Below are 19,113 nucleotides of genomic sequence, written 5' to 3'. Positions count from 1 at the left end.
CACGGCGCGCTGAGCCACGGCGCTCTGCGGTCACGGCGCTCTTTGCGCTCACGGCGCGCTGAGGTTGTGTCGCCTTGTTTGCGCCGCCTTGGTTGTGTCGCCTTGGTTGCGCCGCCTTAGGGTTACGGCTAGCGCCGGGTTGCCCGCACCACCGCCGTGGGCGCGCGACCGTCAAGCGCCGGTCGTGAGGGCTCACGGGGTCCCCGCCGCTACAACTCCGCCTTTGCCCACCCAGGGGCCAAGACACCACCCAGAACGCCCCGACCAGCAGGCCCCAACCAGCACGCTCCCACCACCCGCTGCCCACCTCAGCCCAACGGCACACTGGGAGCACCCGGGCCCACTGGGCACACACGGGCCACACCACCCACGCCCCACCAGCAGCGCCCACCCCCGCGCTTTTCAGGCGCCGCCGCGGCGGGACGTGGTGCGGCGAAGTCCGGCGCCCCGGCCTCACTGCACACACAGGCCGCACCACCCACACCGCACCACCCACACCGCACCACCAACGCTGCATCACCAACGCTGCACCGCCCACGCCCTACCAGCAGCGCCCACCCCCACGCTTTTCAGGCGCCGCCGCGGCGAGGCGTGGTGCGGCGGAGTCCGGCGCCCCTTACGGCGCTCAACCCACCAGGGCGCGCCTGCTAGCCCCTACCTGGAGCCGCGGGGTTGCACTGCGCCGTTGGTCGTCCTGGCGGGTGGGGTGGGTTACTCGCCGAGGCGGTCGGCGGTTTCTAGCCATTCGGCTTCGATGGTGTCCTTCTGGGTTTGGATGTCCCTTAGCTGGGCGTCCAGGGAGCCGAGCTTTTCGTAGTCGCTGGCCGCCGTCGCCATCTGTTCGTGGAGCTTGGCCTCCTGGCCGGCCAGCTTGTCTAGCTGGCGCTCCAGGCGGCTCAGTTCCTTGCGGAGTTCGCGTTCCTCCTTGGCCGACGGGCCGGAGGGGGTGGCGGTGGGTGACGAGGTGGCGGGAGCCGTACTGGATGGGGTTGGGGTGGAGGCCAGACGGGCGGTGAGGGCGGTTCCGGCCGCGCGGCGCTCCAGGTACTCGTCCACGCCGCCGGGCAGCATCGACAGCTTGCCGTCGCCGAGCAGCGCCACGCAGCGGTCGGCGACGCGTTCCAGGAAGTAGCGGTCGTGGCTGACCAGGATCAGCGTGCCGGGCCAGCCGTCGAGCAGGTCTTCGAGCTCGTTGAGCGTCTCGATGTCGAGGTCGTTGGTGGGCTCGTCGAGCAGGAGCACGTTGGGGTCGTCCATGAGCAGGCGCAGCAACTGCAGCCGCCGCCGCTCACCGCCCGACAGCTCGCCGACGACCTTCCACTGCGCCTCGCCCTTGAAGCCGAGGCGTTCGAGCAGCTGGGAGGCGGTCCACTCGCGCTTGCCGACCTGGATGTACTTGCGGATCTCCTCGACCGTCTCCAGCACGCGGCGCGTCGGGTCCAGCTCGGTCAGTTCCTGCGACAGGTGTGCCAGGCGGACCGTCCTGCCGCGCACCACGCGGCCCGTGTCCGGCTGGACCGTGTCAGCCAGCAGCCGCAGCACCGACGACTTGCCGGAGCCGTTGACGCCGATCAGCCCGATCCGGTCACCCGGCCCGAACTGCCACGTGCACGCGTCGAGCACCATCGGCCCGCTGCCGGGCCCTCCGGCGTGGAGGGTGACGTCTTCGAGGTCGTACACGGTCTTGCCCAGCCGCGCCGTCGCGAACTTCACCAGCTCCACGCTCTCCCGCGCGGGCGGCTCGTTGGCGATCAGCGCCTGCGCCGCGTCGACGCGGAACTTCGGCTTCGAGGTACGCGCGGGCGGGCCCCGCCGCAGCCAGGCGATCTCCTTGCGCATGAGGTTCTGGCGGCGTTCCTCGGCGGCCTGGGCGATGCGGGCGCGCTCGGCCTTGGCCAGGACATACGCCGCGTAACCACCTTCATAGCGCTCGACCTTGCCGTCCACGACCTCCCACGTGCGCGTGGAGACGGCGTCGAGGAACCACCGGTCGTGCGTCACCACCACGAGCGCGCTCTTGCGCGTCGCCAGGTGCCCGGCCAGCCAGGCGATCGCCTCGATGTCCAGGTGGTTGGTGGGCTCGTCGAGCATGATCAGCTCGTGTTCGTCGATGAGCAGCTTGGCCAGCGCGGTGCGCCGCCGCTCCCCACCCGACAACTCCGACACCTTGGACTCCAGGTCAAGGTCGCCGATCAGGTTGGCCAGAATCTCCCGTACACCCTGATCACCGGCCCACTCATGCTCAGCCCGGCCACCCAGCACGGTCTCGCGCACACTCAGCCCAGGATCCAACGTGTCCTGCTGCGACAGGACACCGATCCGCAGGCCACGGTTGTGCGTGACCCGGCCGCTGTCCGGTTTGACCTCACCGGAGATCACCGCCAGCAGGGTGGTCTTACCACCGCCGTTGCGCCCGACCACCCCGATCCGCTCACCGGCCTCCACCCCCAGGGAGAGATCGCTGAGCAACGGCTTGGGGCCGTAGGCATGGGAAACAGACTCAAGATTGACCAGATTCATGGCCGTCCCAGCGTACTGGCAACCCAACGCCACCCCATCCAACCTCCAACCCACCCCCCGCCCACAGCACCACAACCTTCCGAGGCGACCGGCCTGACGAGCTACTCGGCCCTCGGGAACCCCACCGCCCCCGAACCAAGCCGCACGAACAGAACAGGCAGCATGCCCGCCCACTGACCGACCCAGCGGTGCCCCGACCCGGCGGTGTCCCGACCCGGCGGTGTCCCGACCCGGCGGTGTCCCGACATGGCGGTGTCCCACCTGCTTGCCCACGCAGTGCCACGTCCGCTCTGCCTGTGCGATGCCATGTCCGCCCTGGCCAGGCGATGCCATGTCCGCCCTGGCCAGGCGATGCCAACTCCGCCCTGGCCAGGCGGTATCGGGTCTTGGGTGTGCCGTGTCTGGCCGGGTGTGCTTGTGGGCCTTTGGTGGTCAAGGGCGGAGTTGTTACGGCGAGTGCCACGTGAGCCCTCACGACCATCGCTCGACAGACGTCCACCGGGTACGGCGGGGCGGGTGGGGCGGCGGAGCCGTAAGGGATAGACGGCCCGAACACGCAGAGACAAAGGACAGAACGAATCAAATCAGATGCGCACCAAGGGCTGGACCGGTGGTGGGGGCGGCGGTGTGGCAGACGCCGGAGGCGGTGAGGGAGATGGACAGGTCGCGGGCGTGATCGGCGTCGGCGGCGAGGAACGCGCAGGTGGGGCCGGAGCCTGAGACGATCGCGCCGAGTGCGCCCAGGTCGCGGCCGGTTTCCAGGGTGCGGGCCAGGCTGCGGCGCAGCATGAGGGCGGCGGGCTGCAGGTCGTTGGTGAGGACGGCGCCCAGGGCCTGCGCGTCGCCGGTGCGCAGGGCGGTCAGCAGGGGCTCGCTGACCTGCGGCCATCCGACCGCCTCGCCGGTGGCCTCGCGCAGGCGGTCGCACTCGGCATACACCTTCGCCGTCGACAGGCCGCCGTCGGCGATGGCGAAGACCCAGTGGAAGGTTCCGCTCGTCTCCAGGCCGGTCAGCTGCTCGCCCCGGCCGGTGCCCACCGCCGTGCCGCCGAGCAGGGAGAACGGCACGTCGCTGCCCAGGTCCGCGGCGATCTCCATCAGGTCCTCGGGCGGCAGGCCGAGCCCCCACAGCTCGTTGCACGCCACCAGCGCGCCCGCGGCGTCGGCGCTGCCTCCGGCCATCCCACCGGCCACCGGGATCGCCTTCCTGATGACCAGTTCGACGCCGTAGCTGCGGCCCGCGTGCTTGGCCAGCGCGCGGGCGGCCTGGATGGCCAGGTTGCCGTCGTCGAGCGGCACCTGGTCGGCCCACTCGCCCACGACGCCGACCTTGACCAGCTCCGACTCCTTGGCCTCGACCTCGTCGAAGATCGATACGGCGTGGAAGACGTTCACGAGGTCGTGGTAGCCGTCGTCACGCAAGGGCCCGACGGAAAGCTGCACATTGACTTTTGCGGGCACCCGTACGGTCACCGAACTCATCGATCCGCTGCCACTTTCATCGCCTCGGGGACAGGACCCTCGATGGTAGCGGGCTCCCGGCCGCCCCACGCCCATCCCGAACCCGCACGTCACCCCGGCCACGCCTTTCTTCCGGAGATGATGCATCGTGGGCAGATGACGTTGATTTCGGTAATCGAGGTGCCGCAGTGGCGGTCGTCCGGATCCCGTACGGCGGAGCGCCTCGTCGAAGGGGCCAGGCTGCTGGCCGAGATGGTGCCCGGCGGAGACCGGGTGCGGGTCGAGGTGGCGGAGGGCTCCACTCCCGCCGAACTCGCTGTCACCGCCTCCCGGGTCCGCACCGCGCGGGCCGACGCCCAGGGCTTCCCGGTGACGCTGGGCGGTGACTGCGGAGTCGACCTTGAGCCGATCGCCGCCGCCGTGCGCCGGTATGGGGAACGGCTGGTGGTGCTGTGGTTCGACGCCCACGGGGATCTGAACACGCCCGATACCTCTCCTTCCGGGGCCTTTCACGGCATGGTGCTGCGGGCGCTCACCGGCGAGGGGCACCCTGAACTGCTGCCCGAGGTGAGCCTGGATCCTCGGCGGATCGTCCTCGCCGGGGCACGGGATCTGGACGCGGCCGAGGTCGCCTTTATCGAGGAGCGCGGGGTTCGTCACCTTCGTGTGGAGGATCTGGCTGGTGCGGATGCTCTTCTGGACGGGGTTTCGCGGGCAGGTGGCGATGAGATCGCCGTCTACATTCACATTGATCTGGATGTGCTGGATCCTTCCGAGTTCACTTCTGTGGGGTCGCCGGCTCGGGGTGGGTTGCGGGCTGGGCAGTTGCTGGCGCTGGTGGAGGCTGTGGCCGGGCGGTTCGAGATCGCCGGGCTCGGGATCACCGAGTACGAACCCAGCGACCCCGCCGACCAGGCAACCCTGACACCCCTGGTCTCCGCCCTGGTCAAAACCTGCACCCAACCCCACTGACCGGCCGAGTCGGGCGGGTGAGGGGCGGGTCGCGGGAAAGGGGACAGGCTGGCGCCGAGGTTGTGGGGAAGGGCCGGGGCCACGGCCCAGGCTGGGTGAGCGAGGGCCGTGGGCACCGGGTCGAGGGGCCTGGTCCCGGGCGGGGGCCGTGGTACCAGGTGGCGGTTGTGGGGTTAGCCGGGGCGGACGGCGCCTCGGTAGGTGGAGCGGTAGTACGACGACTTCAGGAACTGGGTCTTCTTGACCACGTCGCCGGTTTTGGGGGCGTGGATCATGATGCCGTTGCCCAGGTAGAGGCCCACGTGGGTGGGGTCGCCGTTGCCGCCGCCGAAGAAGACCAGGTCTCCCTTGCGGAGGTCGGACAGCGCCACCCGGCGGCCCTGGCGGAACTGGGTGCCGGTGTAGTGGCCCAGGGTTACGCCTGCCTTCGACCAGGCGTACAGGGTGAGGCCGCTGCAGTCGAAGCCGATGGTGTTCGCGCCTCTGCCTATGCCTCGGGTGGGGCCGGATGGGGCGCCTCCGCCCCAGGAGAACGGGGTGCCCAGCCTTGCCAGGGCTGCTGTGGCCGCTGCTTCGCCCTTGGTGGGCTTGGGGGTTCTTTTCGGGCTGGGGGTGGGTTTGGCGGGGCGTTCGGGGGCGGGCTTCGGGTCTGGGGTGGGCTTGACGGTGGTGATCCATTCAAGCTTGGGGGTGGTCCACCACGGATGGGGAGGGTGGGAGCGTGTCGGTGCGGGTTTGGTGGGGGTGCCTTCTCGGCTGATGGTGGTTGGGTGCTCCAACCGGGCGCAGGCCTCTGCGGGGAGGGTGATCACTCGCTTCACCTCGCGGGTGCCGGGACTCCGGGTGAGGGCCACGGATTCTTGGCCGGGTGCCCGCGGGACGACCAGGTGTGCGTAGGCGGCCGGGATGGTGATGACCACCTGGCACTCGGCGGTCGGAGCGGGGACCGTGCTCAGCGTGGCCAGGAAGCCGCCGCCGAGGGTGAGCCACATCATGGTGTTTCTCCTGGGCTGGATGGGATGGGAGGCCCAGGATCGTGCGGATCGGGTGGCGGTTTTGGAGGCGAACGGAGTTCTGGGGATGAAGACGCAGGGGGGCGCGCGTGGTTGTGGACAACGCCGTGGCGAGACCCCGCCCCCGCCGCACGCCTCTGCGAAACCCGGCCCCGGCGTACTCCTCTGCGAAACCGCGCCCCGCCGCACACCTCTGCGGAGCCCCGCCCCGGCGCACGCCTATGCGGAACCCGCCCCTGCCTAACGCCTCAGCGGCGTCGACGAGGTCAAGGGGCAGCCCGGCGACGGGCTCGGGTGCCTCAGCGAAGACGCGAGGTCAGGGGGTGTTTTCGGCGATGCGGGTGAAGGCGGTGATGTCGAGTTGTTCGCCTCGGGCCGAGGGGTCGACACCCGCCGCGCGCAGGGCGGTTTCGGCGGCGGATGGGCTGCCGGCCCACGTTGACAGGGCGGCGCGGAGGGTTTTGCGGCGCTGGGCGAAGGCGGCGTCGATGACGGCGAACACCTGCTCACGGGTGGCCGTGGTCGAAGGGGGGTCTCTGCGGACCAGGGAGACGAGGCCGGAGTCCACGTTGGGGACGGGCCAGAACACGGTACGGCCCACCGGCCCCGCCCTGCGCACGTCGGCGTACCAGGCGGCCTTGACGGACGGCACGCCGTACACCTTGGAGCCGGGCGGTGCGGCGAGCCGGTCGGCCACCTCGGACTGGACCATCACCAGCGACTTCCGCAGCGACGGCAGGGACTCCAGCAGGTGGAGCACGACGGGGACGGCCACGTTGTAGGGGAGGTTCGCCACCAGCGCGGTCGGCACGTGCCCGGCCAGGTCGCCGGGGCCGATCCGGAGCGCGTCGGCGCCCACGACGGTCAGCTTTTCGGACAGGCCGCGGCCCGCCACCGTCTCCGGGAGTTGCGCGGCGAGCACCGGGTCGATCTCCACCGCGACGACGTGCTTGGCCGCCGCCAGGAGCGCCAGCGTCAAGGACCCCAGCCCCGGACCCACCTCGATCACGACGTCGTCGGGCGCGACCTCGGCCACCCGGACGATGCGGCGGACGGTGCCGCCGTCGATCACGAAGTTCTGCCCGAGTCGTTTTGTCGGCCGAAGATCGAGCTTCTCCGCCAAATTACGTATTTCTATCGGGCCTAGCAGGTCCATCATCCAACTAGTCTCCCGCACCGAAGAACCTGAGATAGCGGACGGGGGGCACCACAGGGGAGGATGGCGTGAAAGACGAAGGGACATCCCTGATGGAGCCAACGGGCGCCGCGCCGCTTCGCCCAACGGATCCCCGGGAAATCGGCCCTTACCGGCTGCTGGGACGGCTCGGCGAGGGTGGCATGGGCACGGTTTTCCTGGCACGGGCGCCAGGCGGGCGATTTGTCGCGCTCAAAGTGGTGAAGTCGGAGTTCGCGAACCAGGAGGGGTTCGCGGGCCGCTTCCACGCGGAGGTGGACAACGCCCGGCGGGTCGCCTCGTTCTGCACCGCCCAGGTTCTGGACAACGGCAACAGCGACGAAGGCCGTCCCTACATGGTCACGGAATTCATCGCGGGCACTCCTTTGTCGGAGCAGATCGCGAGATTCGGCGCGCTGGAGCCCGGACCGCTCCACGGGGTCGCGCTCGGCGTGGCCGCCGCCCTGGCCGCCATCCACGTCGCCGGACTCGTGCACCGCGACCTCAAGCCCGCCAACGTGATCCTCAGCCTCTCCGGCCCCCGCGTGATCGACTTCGGCATCGCCCGCGCCCTGGACCGCGAGACCGGCTTCACCCTCTCCGGCGAACTCCTCGGCAGCCCCGGCTGGTGGGCCCCCGAGCAGGTACGCGGCGAGCAGGTCACCCCCGCGGCCGACATCTTCTCCTGGGGCTGCCTGGTCGCCTACGCGGGAAGCGGCCGCCACCCGTTCGGGCGCGGCGACGTGATCACGCTGGCCACCCGCGTGCTCAACGGGCCGCCGGAGGTCGGCACGCTGCCCGCGCCCCTCGACGAGCTGGTACGGCGCGCCACCGCCATGGACCCCGCCCAGCGCCCCACCGCCCAGGACCTCCTCCTCGCCCTGGTCAGCGGCGGCGCACCGGCACCGGCTGCCGACCCGCCCACGCTGGGCGGCACCGAGCTGCTACGCGACTGGCAGCCGCCGCAGAACGTCGTGAACAGCCCGGACATCACCTCCACCTTCTCGATCACCCCGACCCCGCCCCCCAGGCTCCCCCTCATCACCACCCCGATCCGCGCCACGGCACCGCCGGAAACCCCCGCGGACCAGGACACCACCCGCGACCGCCTCCCCACGGTTCCGCCCGTGATGGCAGGCCAGAGCAGCCAGAGCAGCCAGACCGTCCGCGACCTCGGACGGCCGGAGGAACTCCTCCCGCCGGTCGAGTACGCCACAGCGCCCCCGGCCGGCTACGCCCCCGACCGCCCCAGGACCAGAGGCACCCGCTGGCTGACGGCGGCGGCGGCAGCCGTACTTGCGCTGGCGCTGACCACGGGCGTGCTGATCTGGCAGGGCTCGCGCAACAGCCCAGCGGTCCAGAACACCCCGCAAGCGGGCAAGCCGACCATCACCGACGTGGGCCGCAGATTCCAGCTCAGCAGCGCCTTCGACGGCCCGCAGCTGATCATCGCGACCGCCCCCGAGTGCGGCGTGGCCGGATACCAGGGCGCCACCCCCGCCAACGGCCAGCTCTGCCTGCTGCGCTGGACCCTGCTGAACCCCGGCGGCGAGCTCACCACGGTCGGCACTCCGGCCCTCACCCTGATCGACGACAGGAACGGCCGCCACGACCCGCTGCCGGTCTCCTCCCAGCTCCCGGCCGCGCTGACGGCGGGGGGACGGTTCGACGGGGTGTTCGTGTTCGACCTGCCGCCGGTCAGGAAGGCGGCACGGCTGTCCGGCACGATGTTCACCGGCGGCAAGCAGATCGAGGTGCGACTGTCATGATCGTCCGGACCATCGTCACGCTCGCCCTCGCCGCCTCGGCCGTCGTCCCCGCCCAGGCGGCGACGCTGACGGCCTGCGCCAACCAGAGCGACTTCGACGGCGACGGCCAGGACGACGCCGCCGTCGGCGACCCCTTCGCCAACGGCGGCAAGGGCGCGGTGCACCTGCTGTCGGGTACCAAGGTGGTCAGCCTGCCCCTGCCGGCCCTGGGCGACGGCGACGCGTTCGGCTGGTCGGTGAAGCTGGCCAAGGTCAACGCGGACGCCTGCGCCGACCTGGTGGTGGGCGCGCCGTACGCGGATGTGAAGGGCGTGCGCGACGCGGGCGCGGTCCACATCCTGTACGGCGGAGCCGCCACGCCACCCCAGCTCCTCACCGCCCCGCAACCCCAGCAGGACGCCCATTTCGGCTGGTCCCTGGCCGCCACCGGCAACCTCCTGGCCATAGGCGCGCCCCACGAGGACGAGGCCCAGATCGCCGACACCGGCTCCGTCTACATCAAGTCCGGCAGCAGCCCCCTTAGGCGGATAAATCAGGAATCGTCGGAAGTCCCCGGCAACGGCGAAGTCGGCGACCAGTTCGGCTACTCGGTGGCCCTGTCCAAGGATCGGGCGTTGTTCGTCGGCGTGCCGTACGAGAACGATGACGGGGCGGGCCGCCAGGTCGGCACCGGAAAGATCCACTCGGGCCAGGTCACCATCATCACGGACGCCACCGCGCCCACCCTGCGCGGCCAGAAGTGGGACTCCCCCACCAAGAAGGCCGGTGACCGGTTCGGCTACGCGCTCGCCTACACCGACGGCGTCGGCCTCGCGGCGAGCGCCCCCGGCCCCGGCTACGTGCAGCTCTACACCCCGGCGCTGCGCCCGGCCAGGACCATCCGCCAAGGCACGCAGGGCTTCGGCTTCTCTCTGGCGATCTCGCCGGACGGCCGGCTGGCGGTGGGCAGCCCTTACGGCGCGGGCGTCCTGCTCACCACGTTCCAGTCCTCAGACCAGGACCGGCGCCTGAACCTGGACGGCCGGGCCGTGGCCTTCAGCGGCAACCGCCTGCTGGCGGGCCAGCCCGACGCGGGCCGCGCGGGCCAGGTGGCCGTCCTGGGCCGCAACGCCGACGAGGTCCAGCGCGCGGAACCCCAGACCGGCGCCGACTTCGGCGCCAGCGTCACGGGCTGAACCAACGCACAGCACAGAGGAGGGCGTTGATAGCTTCAAGACCACTGGCCGTGGCAGCGGCCATGTCCCTGCTGGCCACGGCCTGCACCTCGCCGGACGGCGATCGGCGCCCGGCGGCCGACTGCGCCAAGGCGAGCCCCCGGGACGTGGACGGCGACGGCCGCGACGACCTGGTGGTGGGCGACACCGAACAGTGGCGATCCGGCCCGGGCGCCCTGTACCTGATCAGCGCGGGCAAGGTGACCAAGCTCCCCGCCCCGGACAAGGAAGCCAGAGGCCTGGGCGCCACCGTGGGCATGGGCGACGTCGACGGCGACGGCTGCGCGGACGTGGTGGCCGGAGCCCCGTACACCGACGTGCGGGGCAAGCAGGCCGCCGGAGCCGCCTACATCCTGTACGGCGGCCAGAAGAAGCCGCCCAGAAAGCTCGTCGCGCCAACCCCGAGACCGGGAGCAGGGTTCGGCGAATCCCTGGCCGTCCGCGGCGACCAGATCGCCATCGGCGCCCCGTACGACGACGCCGACGGCGTCACCGCCTCCGGTTCCGTGCACCTGGCGAGCAAGGGCACGATCACCCGCTCGATCACCCAGAACTCCCCCGGCATCCCCGGCACCGGCGAACCGTACGACCGTTTCGGCACCGCCCTGGCCCTGGGCCCGGACGCGGTCCTGGTAGGCACGCCGTACAAGAGAACGGCGACGCTCATCGGCGAGCGCGCGACCAGACTCCAGCCACCGCAGAGCTGCCGCAACTACGCGGCCACCCTCGCCTACCACCGGGGCTACGTCGTCAGCGGCTGCGGCCAGGTCAGGCTCTACGCCGACGACGGCACCCCCAAGCCCCACCTCATCAGGAAGGCGAACCCCACCTTGCTGACGGCCTCACCGAAGGGCTACGCGGCGGTGTGGAGCGACGGCGCCTGGCAGATGCCGCCCGCGGCCGCCCGCCCCTGGCAGCAGCCGGAGCCCTGGTCAGTGGCCCTCACGGAGACGAGCCTGGCCGTCGGCATGCCGACGGCCAGTCCGGGCGGCGCCGTGGCCGTCTTGGACCTCAAGTCCGGAAATATACAGACCTATCGGGTCGCGGGCAGCACCCAGTTCGGCGACTCCGTCTCCGGCTGACCGCCTCAGCCGAACAAGCGGGACCCGCAGTGCGGCCACTGGCCCTCCCACCGGCCGCTCACCCGCTGGTAGAGCAGCTGCGCCCGGTAGGTCTGCTCCTCGGCCGGCCACATCACCGGCGTGCCCGCCCCGCCCACCGACTGCCAGCTGGCCAGGCTGAACTGGTACATGCCGTAATAGGGCCCGGCCGGATTGAGCGCCTTGGGGTTGCCATGGGACTCGCACTGGGCCAGCCCGGCCCAGTTGAGCCTCGCGACCGCCGCCTCGATCGGGACGGTACGCGGCGGCAGCACCGGCCCCGGCGGCGTCACCCTGATCACGGTGCCCTGCCGGGGAAAGCTCTCCGGCGGCGGCGAGACCTTGTACCCCCGAGGCGTCCTGATCCGCTCCTGCCGCAGCACCTCCCGGACCGTTCCAGCGGTGGTCCTGGTCCACCGGCGCTCCGTCCCGGCGATCACCTGCACGCGCCGCGAGGTGTACATGGTCAGCGACATCCCCGACAGCGGCACCACCCGGTCGGGCGGCGCGGACAGCCGCCCGCCCGCGTGGTCGATGTCCAGCTCGTCGAGCGCGGCGGCGACGTTCGTGGCGGTCACCATGCGGTTGCTGGTGCGCCCGTCGACGGTCAGCCGGAGCGGGCGCGCGTGGCGTACCACGATCGTGGTGCCGTCGACGACCTGGTCGTGCCCGCCCGGCCGCAGGTAGTCGCCGAGCCCCACCGCCACGTCGGCCTCCGTCAGCAGCTCGAACACCGATCCGGCGAAGCTGCGGATCACGACGGTCTCGCCGTCCACGACGAGCTTGATGTCCTTGGACATGTTCGCGACGGCCATCAGTCCGCCCGCGACCGCGACCGCGATCAGGCCGACCACCGGCGTCCACGGCGAGCGCCATGGGACCTGCGGGCGCGGGGCGCGCCTTCTGCCACGCACGGGCGACCTCCGGAGAGACTCGGGCGCCCGACGCTAGCGGCGCTCGCGCGCCCGCCTCTACCGGTTCACGAAAAGATGCCGAAGACGGTGGCCCCGTTGGCGGTGATCGCCTCGCACAGCACCTCCGGCTGGACGCCCTTGACCTCGGCCAGGCAGCGCAGCGTGAGCGGGATCAGGTAGGGGGCGTTGGGCTTGCCGCGGTGCGGCATCGGCGGGAGGTAGGGGGCGTCGGTCTCGACCAGCATCAGTTCGGCGGGCGCGAGGGCGGCGGCCTCGCGCAGGTATCCGGCGTTCTTGTAGGTGACCGGACCGGAGAATGACATGAAATATCCGGCTTCGACGCACTTTCTGGCCATATCGGCGTCGCCGGAGAAGCTGTGGAAGACGACGAGGTCCGGCGCCCCCTGCTCGGCGAGCACCTTCAGCACGTCGTCGTGCGCGTCGCGGTCGTGGATCACCAGCGCCTTGCCGGTGCGCTTGGCGATCTCGATGTGCGCGCGGAAGCTCTCGTGCTGGTCGTCCTTCGAGGCCCAGTCGCGGTAGTAGTCGAGGCCGGTCTCGCCCACGGCCCGCACCTCCGGGCGCCCGGCGAGCCGTTCGATCTCGGCCAGCACCTCGGGCGTGGACGCGTGGGCCTCGTTGGGGTGGATCGCCACACCCGCGTAGACGCCTTGGTGCTCGGCGGCGACCCGCGCGTTCCACTGCGAGGAGGTCAGGTCATAGCCGATCGTGACCAGGCTCGTGACCCCCACCGAGCGCGCCTCGGCCAGGATCGTCTCCACCGAGGCTGCCGCCGCCTGCGCGGCCTGCGCCACCGGGTCGCCCGATGACGCCTGCCGGTTGCCGACCATGATGTCGAGGTGGCAGTGGCTGTCGAAGACCTCGGCGCCCAGGGGCTCGGGAACAGCGGGACTCTTGCTCACGTGACCCAACCCTATAGTGGCTGGCATGCGGTTCGGCGTGCTCGGGGCGGTCCGCGCCTGGCGGGCGGACGGGGGCGAGGTGCCGCTCGGCGGCCCGGCCAGGCGCGCGCTGCTGGCCGCGCTCCTGCTGAGTCCCGGCCGCGCGGTCGGCGCCGAGCGCCTCATCGACGAGGTGTACGGCGAGCGCCCCCCGAAGGACGCGCACCACGCCCTGCAGTCCCAGGTGTCCAGGCTGCGCCGCGACGGCATCGCGGTGGAACGCGTGGCCGCCGGATACGTGCTGAACGTGGACCCGGACGACGTCGACGTGCACCGCTTCCTCCGCCTGGCCGAGCAGGGCCGCGAGGCGCTCGGCTCCGGTGACCCGGATCGGGCCGCCGAGCTGCTGCGGGAGGCGCTCGGGTGGTGGGCGGCGCCGGCGCCGGCCGTACACCTGGAGGAGCGGCACCTCGCCGCCCTGGAGGACCTGGCCGAGTCCGACCTGCGGCGCGGCGACCACCGCGCGGCCCTGGCCGCGCTCGGCGAGCTGGTCGAGCGCCACCCGCTGCGCGAGCGCCCGCGCGCGCAGCTCATGCGCGCCCTGCACGCGGCCGGCCGGCCCGCCGAGGCCCTGGTGGTCTATGAGCGCACCCGCAGGCTGCTGGCCGACGAACTGGGCGCCGACCCCTCCCCCGAGCTGTCCGCGATCCACCGGGAGCTGTTGCGCGGGGAAGATCCGCCCGGCCCGCCGGAGGCGCTCGCGCTCACCAGCTTCGTCGGCCGCGAGGAGGACGCGGCGCGGGTGCGCGCGCTGCTGGCCCAGGCCAGGCTGGTGACGCTGCTCGGGCCCGGCGGGGTCGGCAAGACCAGGCTGGCCACCGAGGTCGTGCGCGGGCAGCCGGACCGGCAGGTGGTCGAGCTGGCCGCCATCCGCGACGGCGGCCAGTTGCCGCAGGTCATGATGGCCGCGCTCGGCGTCCGCGACAGCGGCCTGCATCCGCCGGGAGATCGCGGGGAACCAGCCGACCCGGCCGCACGCCTGGTCGCGGCGCTGTCCGGGCGCGAGCTGCTGCTCGTGCTGGACAACTGCGAGCAGATCATCGACGACGTCGCCGCGCTCGCCGAGCGGCTGCTCACCGCCTGCCCCGGCCTGCGCGTGCTGGCGACCAGCCGCGAGCCGCTGGGGCTGACCGCCGAACACCTGTGGCCGGTGCGCCCGCTGCCGCTGCCCGACGCGGTCAGGCTGTTCACCGACCGGGCGCGGGCCGTGCGGCCGGACTTCCCTGCCCACGCCGCCGTGGAGTCGATCTGCCTCGCGCTGGACGGGCTGCCGCTGGCGATCGAGCTGGCCGCCGCCCGCATGCGCACTCACGAGGCCGCCGAGCTGGCCGGACGCCTGGAGTCCGAGCGGTTCCCGCTGTTGTCGCGCGGCAGCCGTACCGCCGAGGCCAGGCACCGCACGCTGCGCGCGGTCGTCGCGTGGAGCTGGGAGCTGCTGAGCGCCGACGAGCGGGCGATGGCCGCGCGGCTGACCGTGTTCGCCGGCGGGGCGAGCGCCGCGGCCGCCGCCCGGGTCAGCGGCCTGCCGGACGCGGAGGCGCTGCTCGACTCGCTCGCCGACAAGTCGTTCGTGGAGGTCTCGGGCGGCCGTTACCGCATGCTCGCCACGATCCGCGCCTTCTGCGCGGAAAAGCTGGACACCCCCCACGCCGTACGGCAGGCGCACGCGGCCTGCTACCTCGACCTGGCCTTGGAGGCCGACCCCCACCTACGCCGCGGCGAGCAGCTGGGCTGGCTGGACGCGCTGGCCGCCGAACACGGCAACCTGCGTGAGGCGCTGCGCTTCGCCGTCGAGTCGGGAGCGGTCGAGCTGGGCATGCGGCTGATCGGCGCGCAGGCCCACTATCTGTGGATGCGCGGCATCCGCACCACCGCGACGGCCGAGGCCGCGGCGCTGCTGGCGGCGGCCGGCCCGCGACCGGACCCCGCGCTCGGCGACGGCTACGCGCTCTGCGCGCTGATCGCGGGCGAGGCTCGCTACCTGCGGCTGGCCTCCGCACTCGTCGACCGGGACCACCGCCATCCGCTGCTGACGTTCCTGTGGCCGCTGATGACGGCGAGCGGCGGCGATCCCGAGGTCGTCCTGCGCGTGCTGCGCCGGGCCGAGCGCGGCGACGATCCGTGGGGGCGGGCGATGGCCAGGTTCATCTGGGCCTTCCCGCACATGGCGGCCGGCGAGTACTCCGCCGCGCGCGCCGGCCTCACCGCCGCGCTGGAAGGTTTCCAGGAGCTCGGCGACCGCTGGGGCTCGGCGCTGGCCCTCGACTCGCTGGGCTGGCTGGGCGCCAACACCGGCGACAGGGTGTCGGCGCTGGCCCACACCAGCCGGGCGCTGGAGCTGGCCGAGCTGCTGGGCGCCGACGAGGACCACGCCGACCTGCTGTGCAACCGGGGCGACCTGCGCCAGCGCGACGATCCGGCGGCCGCGCGGGCCGACTACGAGCTGGCGGCCGAGGTGGCCAGGCGCTCGGGCATCCCCACGTACCTGGCAGCCGCCCTGCGCGGCCTGGGCGACCTGGCGCGGATGGCGGGCGACCTGCCCGCGGCCCGCGAGCTCTACGAGCAGGCGCTGGCCCGCTCCGACGCCGGATGGATCAAGAGCTCGGGCAACCATACGCGGGTGCTGGTCGGCCTCGGGCGGATGGCCGAGGCCGAAGGCGATCCGGTCGCCGCCGCCGCGGCCTACCGGCAGGCCGCCGAGGTGTCCGTCACCACCGGGGCCGTCCCGGAGAGCGCGCGGGCCGTGGAGGCGCTGGCCGGGCTGGCCGAACCGGCCGAGGCGGCGAAGCTGCTCGGGGCGGCCGTGGCGCTGCGCGGCTGTGCCGTACCCGGTGATGAGGATCGTCTCGCGGCCGAGGCGCGCGCCCGTGCGGCGCTCGGCGAGCGGGAGTTCGCGGCCGCGCACCGGGCGGGCGCGGAGCTGAGCAGGCAGGCGGCGCTCACGCTCGCGGGCGTCAGCCCCGAGGCCATCCGCGCCTCACCGCTGGACGTGATCGCCGCGATGACCGGTGAGCCGCCGGTGAGGCAGCGGTGAGCACCACCGGGCAGGCTCGCCGCCATGGACATCCTGATCTCCGGCGCGAGCATCGCCGGCCCCGCCCTGGCCCACTGGCTCAACACCTACGGCTTCACCACGACGATCGTCGAACGGGCCCCCGCGCTGCGTGAAGGCGGCCACGCCGTCGACTTCCGCGGCAAGGCGCACCTGAGCGTCCTGCGCAAGATGGGAGTTCTTTCCGACATCGAGCGCGAGCAGACCAACATGGGCGCCTTGTGGAACGTCAACGAGGCGGGCAAGAAGCTGGCCAAGATGCCCGACGACATCTTCGCCGGTGACGTCGAGATCCTGCGCGGCGACCTGGGCCGCATCCTGTACGAGCGGACGCGGGAGAAGACGGAGTACATCTTCGGCGACTCGATCGCCGAACTCCACGAGGACGCCCACGGCGTGGCCGTCACCTTCCAGCGCGGCGCCACCCGCCGCTTCGACCTGGTCATCGGCGCCGACGGGCTGCACTCCAACGTACGCTCGCTGGCCTTCGGCCCGGAATCGCGCTTCCACACCTACCTCGGGCTGTACAACGCGGTCTTCACCACGCCCAACCACCTCGGCCTCGACTACAGCGGCCAAGGCCTGAACGTGCCAGGCAAGATGGCCGCCTCCTACAGCTCGCGGGCCAACACCGAGGCCAAGGCGGTGTTCTTCTTCGGCTCGCCGGAGCTCACCTACGACCGCCACGACACCGACGAGCAGAAGCGCCTGCTGGCCGACGCCTTCAAGGACGTCGGCTGGATCGTGCCGCGACTGCTTGAGGACATGTGGAAGGCGGAGGAGTTCTACTTCGACTCGATCAGCCAGATCCACATGGACCGGTGGTCACGCGGGCGGATCGCGCTCGTCGGTGACGCCGCCTGGTGCCCGTCCCCGCTGTCGGGAATGGGCACCGGGCTGTCGGTGGTCGGTGCGTACGTGCTGGCGGGGGAGATCGCCGCCCACGGCCACGTCGACGGCTTCGCCGCCTATGAGCGGATCATGCGCGACTACGTGGCCGGAGCGCAGAAGTCGGCCGTGGGGGTCAGCAAGTTCATGGTTCCTGACAACAAGTTCATGGCCTGGTTCATGAACCAGAACTACAAGCTTCTCCCCTACCTGCCGTGGAAGGGCATCATGGCCAAGTCGGTCAGGAAGACCGCCGAGGCGATCACTCTGCCGGAGTATCCAGGCGCGCGAGCTCTTCGTCCACGACCTTCGGGTCGAGCTTCTTGAACAGCGGCACCGGCGGCGCGAGCGGTGTGCCCGGCTTGATCGGCCGGTGCTCCCACCGCGCGCCGTCCTTGTAGTCGCCGGTGATCACCGGGTACGGCGTGCCGCCGTCCTCGTCGACCTCCCGGATCTCCGGCATGCCCGACCAGACGCCCTCGCCGCCGAGCATGGCGTGGACCTTGTTGGACGAAGCCGGCAGGAACGGCGTGAGCATCGTCTTGGCGTCGTCGACGACCTGCAGAGCGGTGAACAGGATCGACTTCTGCCGCTCCGCGTCGTCCTTGAGCTTCCAGGGCTCCTGCTCGGCCAGGTATTTGTTGGCGTCGCGGACCACGTCGAGCGCCTCGGTGATGGCGTTCTTGAACCGCGAGCGGTTCAGCTCGGCGCCCACCGGCCCGAACGCCGCCCGCGAACGCTCCAGCAGCGCCCGGTCGGCGTCGGTCAGCTCGCCGGCCTCGGGGATGACGCCGAAGTTCTTGGCCGCCATCGAGATCGAGCGGTTGACCAGGTTGCCCCAGGCCGCGACGAGCTCGCCGTTGTTGCGGTTGACGAACTCCTGCCAGGTGAAGTCGGTGTCCTGGTTCTCCGGCCCGGCGACCGCGATGTAGTAGCGCAGCGCGTCGGCGTCGTAGCGCGCCAGGAAGTCGCGTACGTAGATGACGACCTGCCGCGAGGAGGAGAACTTGCGGCCCTCCATCGTCAGGAACTCGCTGGAGACCACCTCGGACGGCACGTTGAGCGCGCCCAGCGAGCCCGCCTTGCCGCCCCTGGCGCCGATGCCGCTGTAGCCGAGCAGCATCGCCGGCCAGATCTCGGCGTGGAAGACGATGTTGTCCTTGCCCATGAAGTAATAGCTCTTGGCGTCCGGGTTTTGCCACCACTGGCGCCACGCGTCGGGGTCGCCGCTGCGCCTGGCCCACTCGATGCTCGCGCTGAGGTAGCCGATGACCGCGTCGAACCAGACGTAGAGCCGCTTGTTGGCCTGCTCGCTCCAGCCGTCGAGCGGGATCGGCACGCCCCAGTCGAGGTCGCGGCTGATCGCCCTGGGCTGCAGGTCGCCGAGCAGGTTGAGGGCGAACTTGAGCACGTTGGGCCGCCACTCGCCCTGCTTGGACTGCAGGTAGGTGCCGAGCACCTCGGCGAAGGCGGGCAGGTCGAGCATGAAGTGCTCGGTCTCGACGAAGACGGGGGTCTCGCCGTTGATGCGGCTCTTGGGGTTGATCAGCTGGATCGGGTCGAGCTGGTTGCCGCAGTTGTCGCACTGGTCGCCGCGCGCTCCGTCGTAGCCGCAGATGGGGCAGGTGCCCTCGATGTAGCGGTCGGGCAGTGTGCGCCCGGTGGACGGGGAGATGGCGCCCATCGTGGTCTTCGGGAAGATGTAGCCGTTGTCGAACAGGCCCTTGAAGATCTCCTGCGTGACGGCGTAGTGGTTGTTCGTCGTGGTCCGGGTGAACAGGTCGTAGGACAGCCCCAGGCCGGTGAGGTCTTCGGCGATGACCCGGTTGTAGCGGTCGGCCAGCTCCCGCGCCGTGACGCCTTCCTTGTCCGCCTGGACCTGGATGGGGGTGCCGTGCTCGTCGGTGCCGGAGACCATCAGCACCTTGTTGCCCGCCATGCGCTGGTAGCGACTGAAGACGTCGGACGGCACGCCGAACCCGGAGACGTGCCCGATGTGGCGGGGGCCGTTGGCGTAGGGCCACGCGACAGCGGTCAAGATGTGCTGGGACATGCCCTAAGCCTACGGGTTCCC

13 protein-coding genes are annotated in these 19,113 nt (G+C 71.6%); 6 read left to right on the top strand and 7 right to left on the bottom strand.

Annotated features, from left to right (window positions below; translation table 11 throughout):
• Positions 1–711: 711 nt before the first annotated feature.
• On the bottom strand, positions 712–2,520 hold the full coding sequence (locus tag HNR40_RS30775) for an ABC-F family ATP-binding cassette domain-containing protein (protein ID WP_184967478.1): 1,809 nt from the start codon (positions 2,518–2,520) through the stop codon (positions 712–714).
• Between the two features lie 579 nt (positions 2,521–3,099).
• A complete protein-coding gene (locus HNR40_RS30770; RefSeq protein ID WP_184967476.1) occupies positions 3,100–4,002 on the bottom strand; it encodes a 4-(cytidine 5'-diphospho)-2-C-methyl-D-erythritol kinase in 903 nt (300 codons plus the stop codon).
• Positions 4,003–4,137: 135 nt separating this feature from the next.
• Between HNR40_RS30770 and HNR40_RS30765 the strand changes: the two genes are divergently transcribed.
• The gene (locus HNR40_RS30765) at positions 4,138–4,953 is read left to right on the top strand and encodes an arginase family protein (protein WP_184967474.1); all 816 of its coding nucleotides are present in this window, start codon (positions 4,138–4,140) and stop codon (positions 4,951–4,953) included.
• 173 nt (positions 4,954–5,126) lie between these two features.
• Here the strand turns inward: HNR40_RS30765 and HNR40_RS30760 are convergent, their stop codons facing one another.
• Together HNR40_RS30760 and rsmA are read right to left on the bottom strand one after the other, a co-directional pair.
• Positions 5,127–5,948, bottom strand: a complete 822-nt coding sequence (locus tag HNR40_RS30760) for a C40 family peptidase (RefSeq protein ID WP_184967472.1) — start codon at positions 5,946–5,948, stop codon at positions 5,127–5,129.
• A 334-nt stretch (positions 5,949–6,282) separates the two neighbouring features.
• A complete protein-coding gene (rsmA, locus tag HNR40_RS30755) occupies positions 6,283–7,122 on the bottom strand; it encodes a 16S rRNA (adenine(1518)-N(6)/adenine(1519)-N(6))-dimethyltransferase RsmA (RefSeq protein ID WP_184968090.1) in 840 nt (279 codons plus the stop codon).
• 92 nt (positions 7,123–7,214) lie between these two features.
• Between rsmA and HNR40_RS30750 the strand changes: the two genes are divergently transcribed.
• The 3 genes from HNR40_RS30750 (at position 7,215) to HNR40_RS30740 (ending at position 11,205) form a co-directional block, all read left to right on the top strand.
• The gene (locus HNR40_RS30750; protein ID WP_184967470.1) at positions 7,215–8,909 is read left to right on the top strand and encodes a serine/threonine-protein kinase; all 1,695 of its coding nucleotides are present in this window, start codon (positions 7,215–7,217) and stop codon (positions 8,907–8,909) included.
• Complete coding sequence (locus tag HNR40_RS30745; RefSeq protein WP_184967468.1) at positions 8,906–10,084, top strand: FG-GAP repeat protein; 1,179 nt, start codon at positions 8,906–8,908, stop codon at positions 10,082–10,084. Before HNR40_RS30750 ends, HNR40_RS30745 begins: the two co-directional genes overlap by 4 nt.
• 62 nt (positions 10,085–10,146) lie before the next feature.
• The gene (locus HNR40_RS30740; protein WP_184967465.1) at positions 10,147–11,205 is read left to right on the top strand and encodes an FG-GAP-like repeat-containing protein; all 1,059 of its coding nucleotides are present in this window, start codon (positions 10,147–10,149) and stop codon (positions 11,203–11,205) included.
• Between the two features lie 5 nt (positions 11,206–11,210).
• On the opposite strand, the gene HNR40_RS30735 is transcribed toward HNR40_RS30740, so the two are convergent.
• Both HNR40_RS30735 and HNR40_RS30730 read right to left on the bottom strand, forming a co-directional pair.
• On the bottom strand, positions 11,211–12,137 hold the full coding sequence (locus HNR40_RS30735; RefSeq protein WP_184967464.1) for a resuscitation-promoting factor: 927 nt from the start codon (positions 12,135–12,137) through the stop codon (positions 11,211–11,213).
• A 65-nt stretch (positions 12,138–12,202) separates the two neighbouring features.
• A complete protein-coding gene (locus HNR40_RS30730) occupies positions 12,203–13,087 on the bottom strand; it encodes a TatD family hydrolase (protein WP_184967462.1) in 885 nt (294 codons plus the stop codon).
• Here HNR40_RS30730 and HNR40_RS30725 point away from each other — a divergent pair.
• Positions 13,086–16,133, top strand: a complete 3,048-nt coding sequence (locus tag HNR40_RS30725) for an ATP-binding protein (RefSeq protein ID WP_184967460.1) — start codon at positions 13,086–13,088, stop codon at positions 16,131–16,133. The genes HNR40_RS30730 and HNR40_RS30725 overlap by 2 nt on opposite strands.
• A 24-nt stretch (positions 16,134–16,157) precedes the next feature.
• Positions 16,158–17,366: an FAD-dependent monooxygenase gene (locus tag HNR40_RS30720; RefSeq protein ID WP_184967458.1), complete on the top strand. Its 1,209-nt coding sequence runs from the start codon at positions 16,158–16,160 to the stop codon at positions 17,364–17,366.
• Here HNR40_RS30720 and metG read toward each other — a convergent pair.
• Entirely contained in the window at positions 17,302–19,092 is a 1,791-nt protein-coding gene (metG, locus tag HNR40_RS30715; protein WP_184967456.1) for a methionine--tRNA ligase, read from the bottom strand. The two genes, HNR40_RS30720 and metG, sit on opposite strands and share 65 nt — an antisense overlap.
• Positions 19,093–19,113 lie beyond the last annotated feature (21 nt).

This window comes from Nonomuraea endophytica (genome assembly GCF_014203235.1).
Classification (GTDB): Bacteria; Actinomycetota; Actinomycetes; order Streptosporangiales; family Streptosporangiaceae; genus Nonomuraea; species Nonomuraea endophytica.
This window is presented reverse-complemented; position numbering and strand designations above follow the sequence as displayed.

What these genes read in the sequence shown, in the direction of transcription:
- HNR40_RS30775 (WP_184967478.1), bottom strand. Translation starts at nt 2,520, where the DNA reads ATGAATCTGGTCAATCTTGAGTCTGTTTCCCATGCCTACGGCCCCAAG.
- HNR40_RS30770 (WP_184967476.1), bottom strand. Translation starts at nt 4,002, where the DNA reads ATGAGTTCGGTGACCGTACGGGTGCCCGCAAAAGTCAATGTGCAGCTT.
- HNR40_RS30765 (WP_184967474.1), top strand. Translation starts at nt 4,138, where the DNA reads ATGACGTTGATTTCGGTAATCGAGGTGCCGCAGTGGCGGTCGTCCGGA.
- HNR40_RS30760 (WP_184967472.1), bottom strand. Translation starts at nt 5,948, where the DNA reads ATGATGTGGCTCACCCTCGGCGGCGGCTTCCTGGCCACGCTGAGCACG.
- rsmA (WP_184968090.1), bottom strand. Translation starts at nt 7,122, where the DNA reads ATGGACCTGCTAGGCCCGATAGAAATACGTAATTTGGCGGAGAAGCTC.
- HNR40_RS30750 (WP_184967470.1), top strand. Translation starts at nt 7,215, where the DNA reads ATGGAGCCAACGGGCGCCGCGCCGCTTCGCCCAACGGATCCCCGGGAA.
- HNR40_RS30745 (WP_184967468.1), top strand. Translation starts at nt 8,906, where the DNA reads ATGATCGTCCGGACCATCGTCACGCTCGCCCTCGCCGCCTCGGCCGTC.
- HNR40_RS30740 (WP_184967465.1), top strand. Translation starts at nt 10,147, where the DNA reads ATGTCCCTGCTGGCCACGGCCTGCACCTCGCCGGACGGCGATCGGCGC.
- HNR40_RS30725 (WP_184967460.1), top strand. Translation starts at nt 13,086, where the DNA reads ATGCGGTTCGGCGTGCTCGGGGCGGTCCGCGCCTGGCGGGCGGACGGG.
- HNR40_RS30730 (WP_184967462.1), bottom strand. Translation starts at nt 13,087, where the DNA reads ATGCCAGCCACTATAGGGTTGGGTCACGTGAGCAAGAGTCCCGCTGTT.
- HNR40_RS30720 (WP_184967458.1), top strand. Translation starts at nt 16,158, where the DNA reads ATGGACATCCTGATCTCCGGCGCGAGCATCGCCGGCCCCGCCCTGGCC.
- metG (WP_184967456.1), bottom strand. Translation starts at nt 19,092, where the DNA reads ATGTCCCAGCACATCTTGACCGCTGTCGCGTGGCCCTACGCCAACGGC.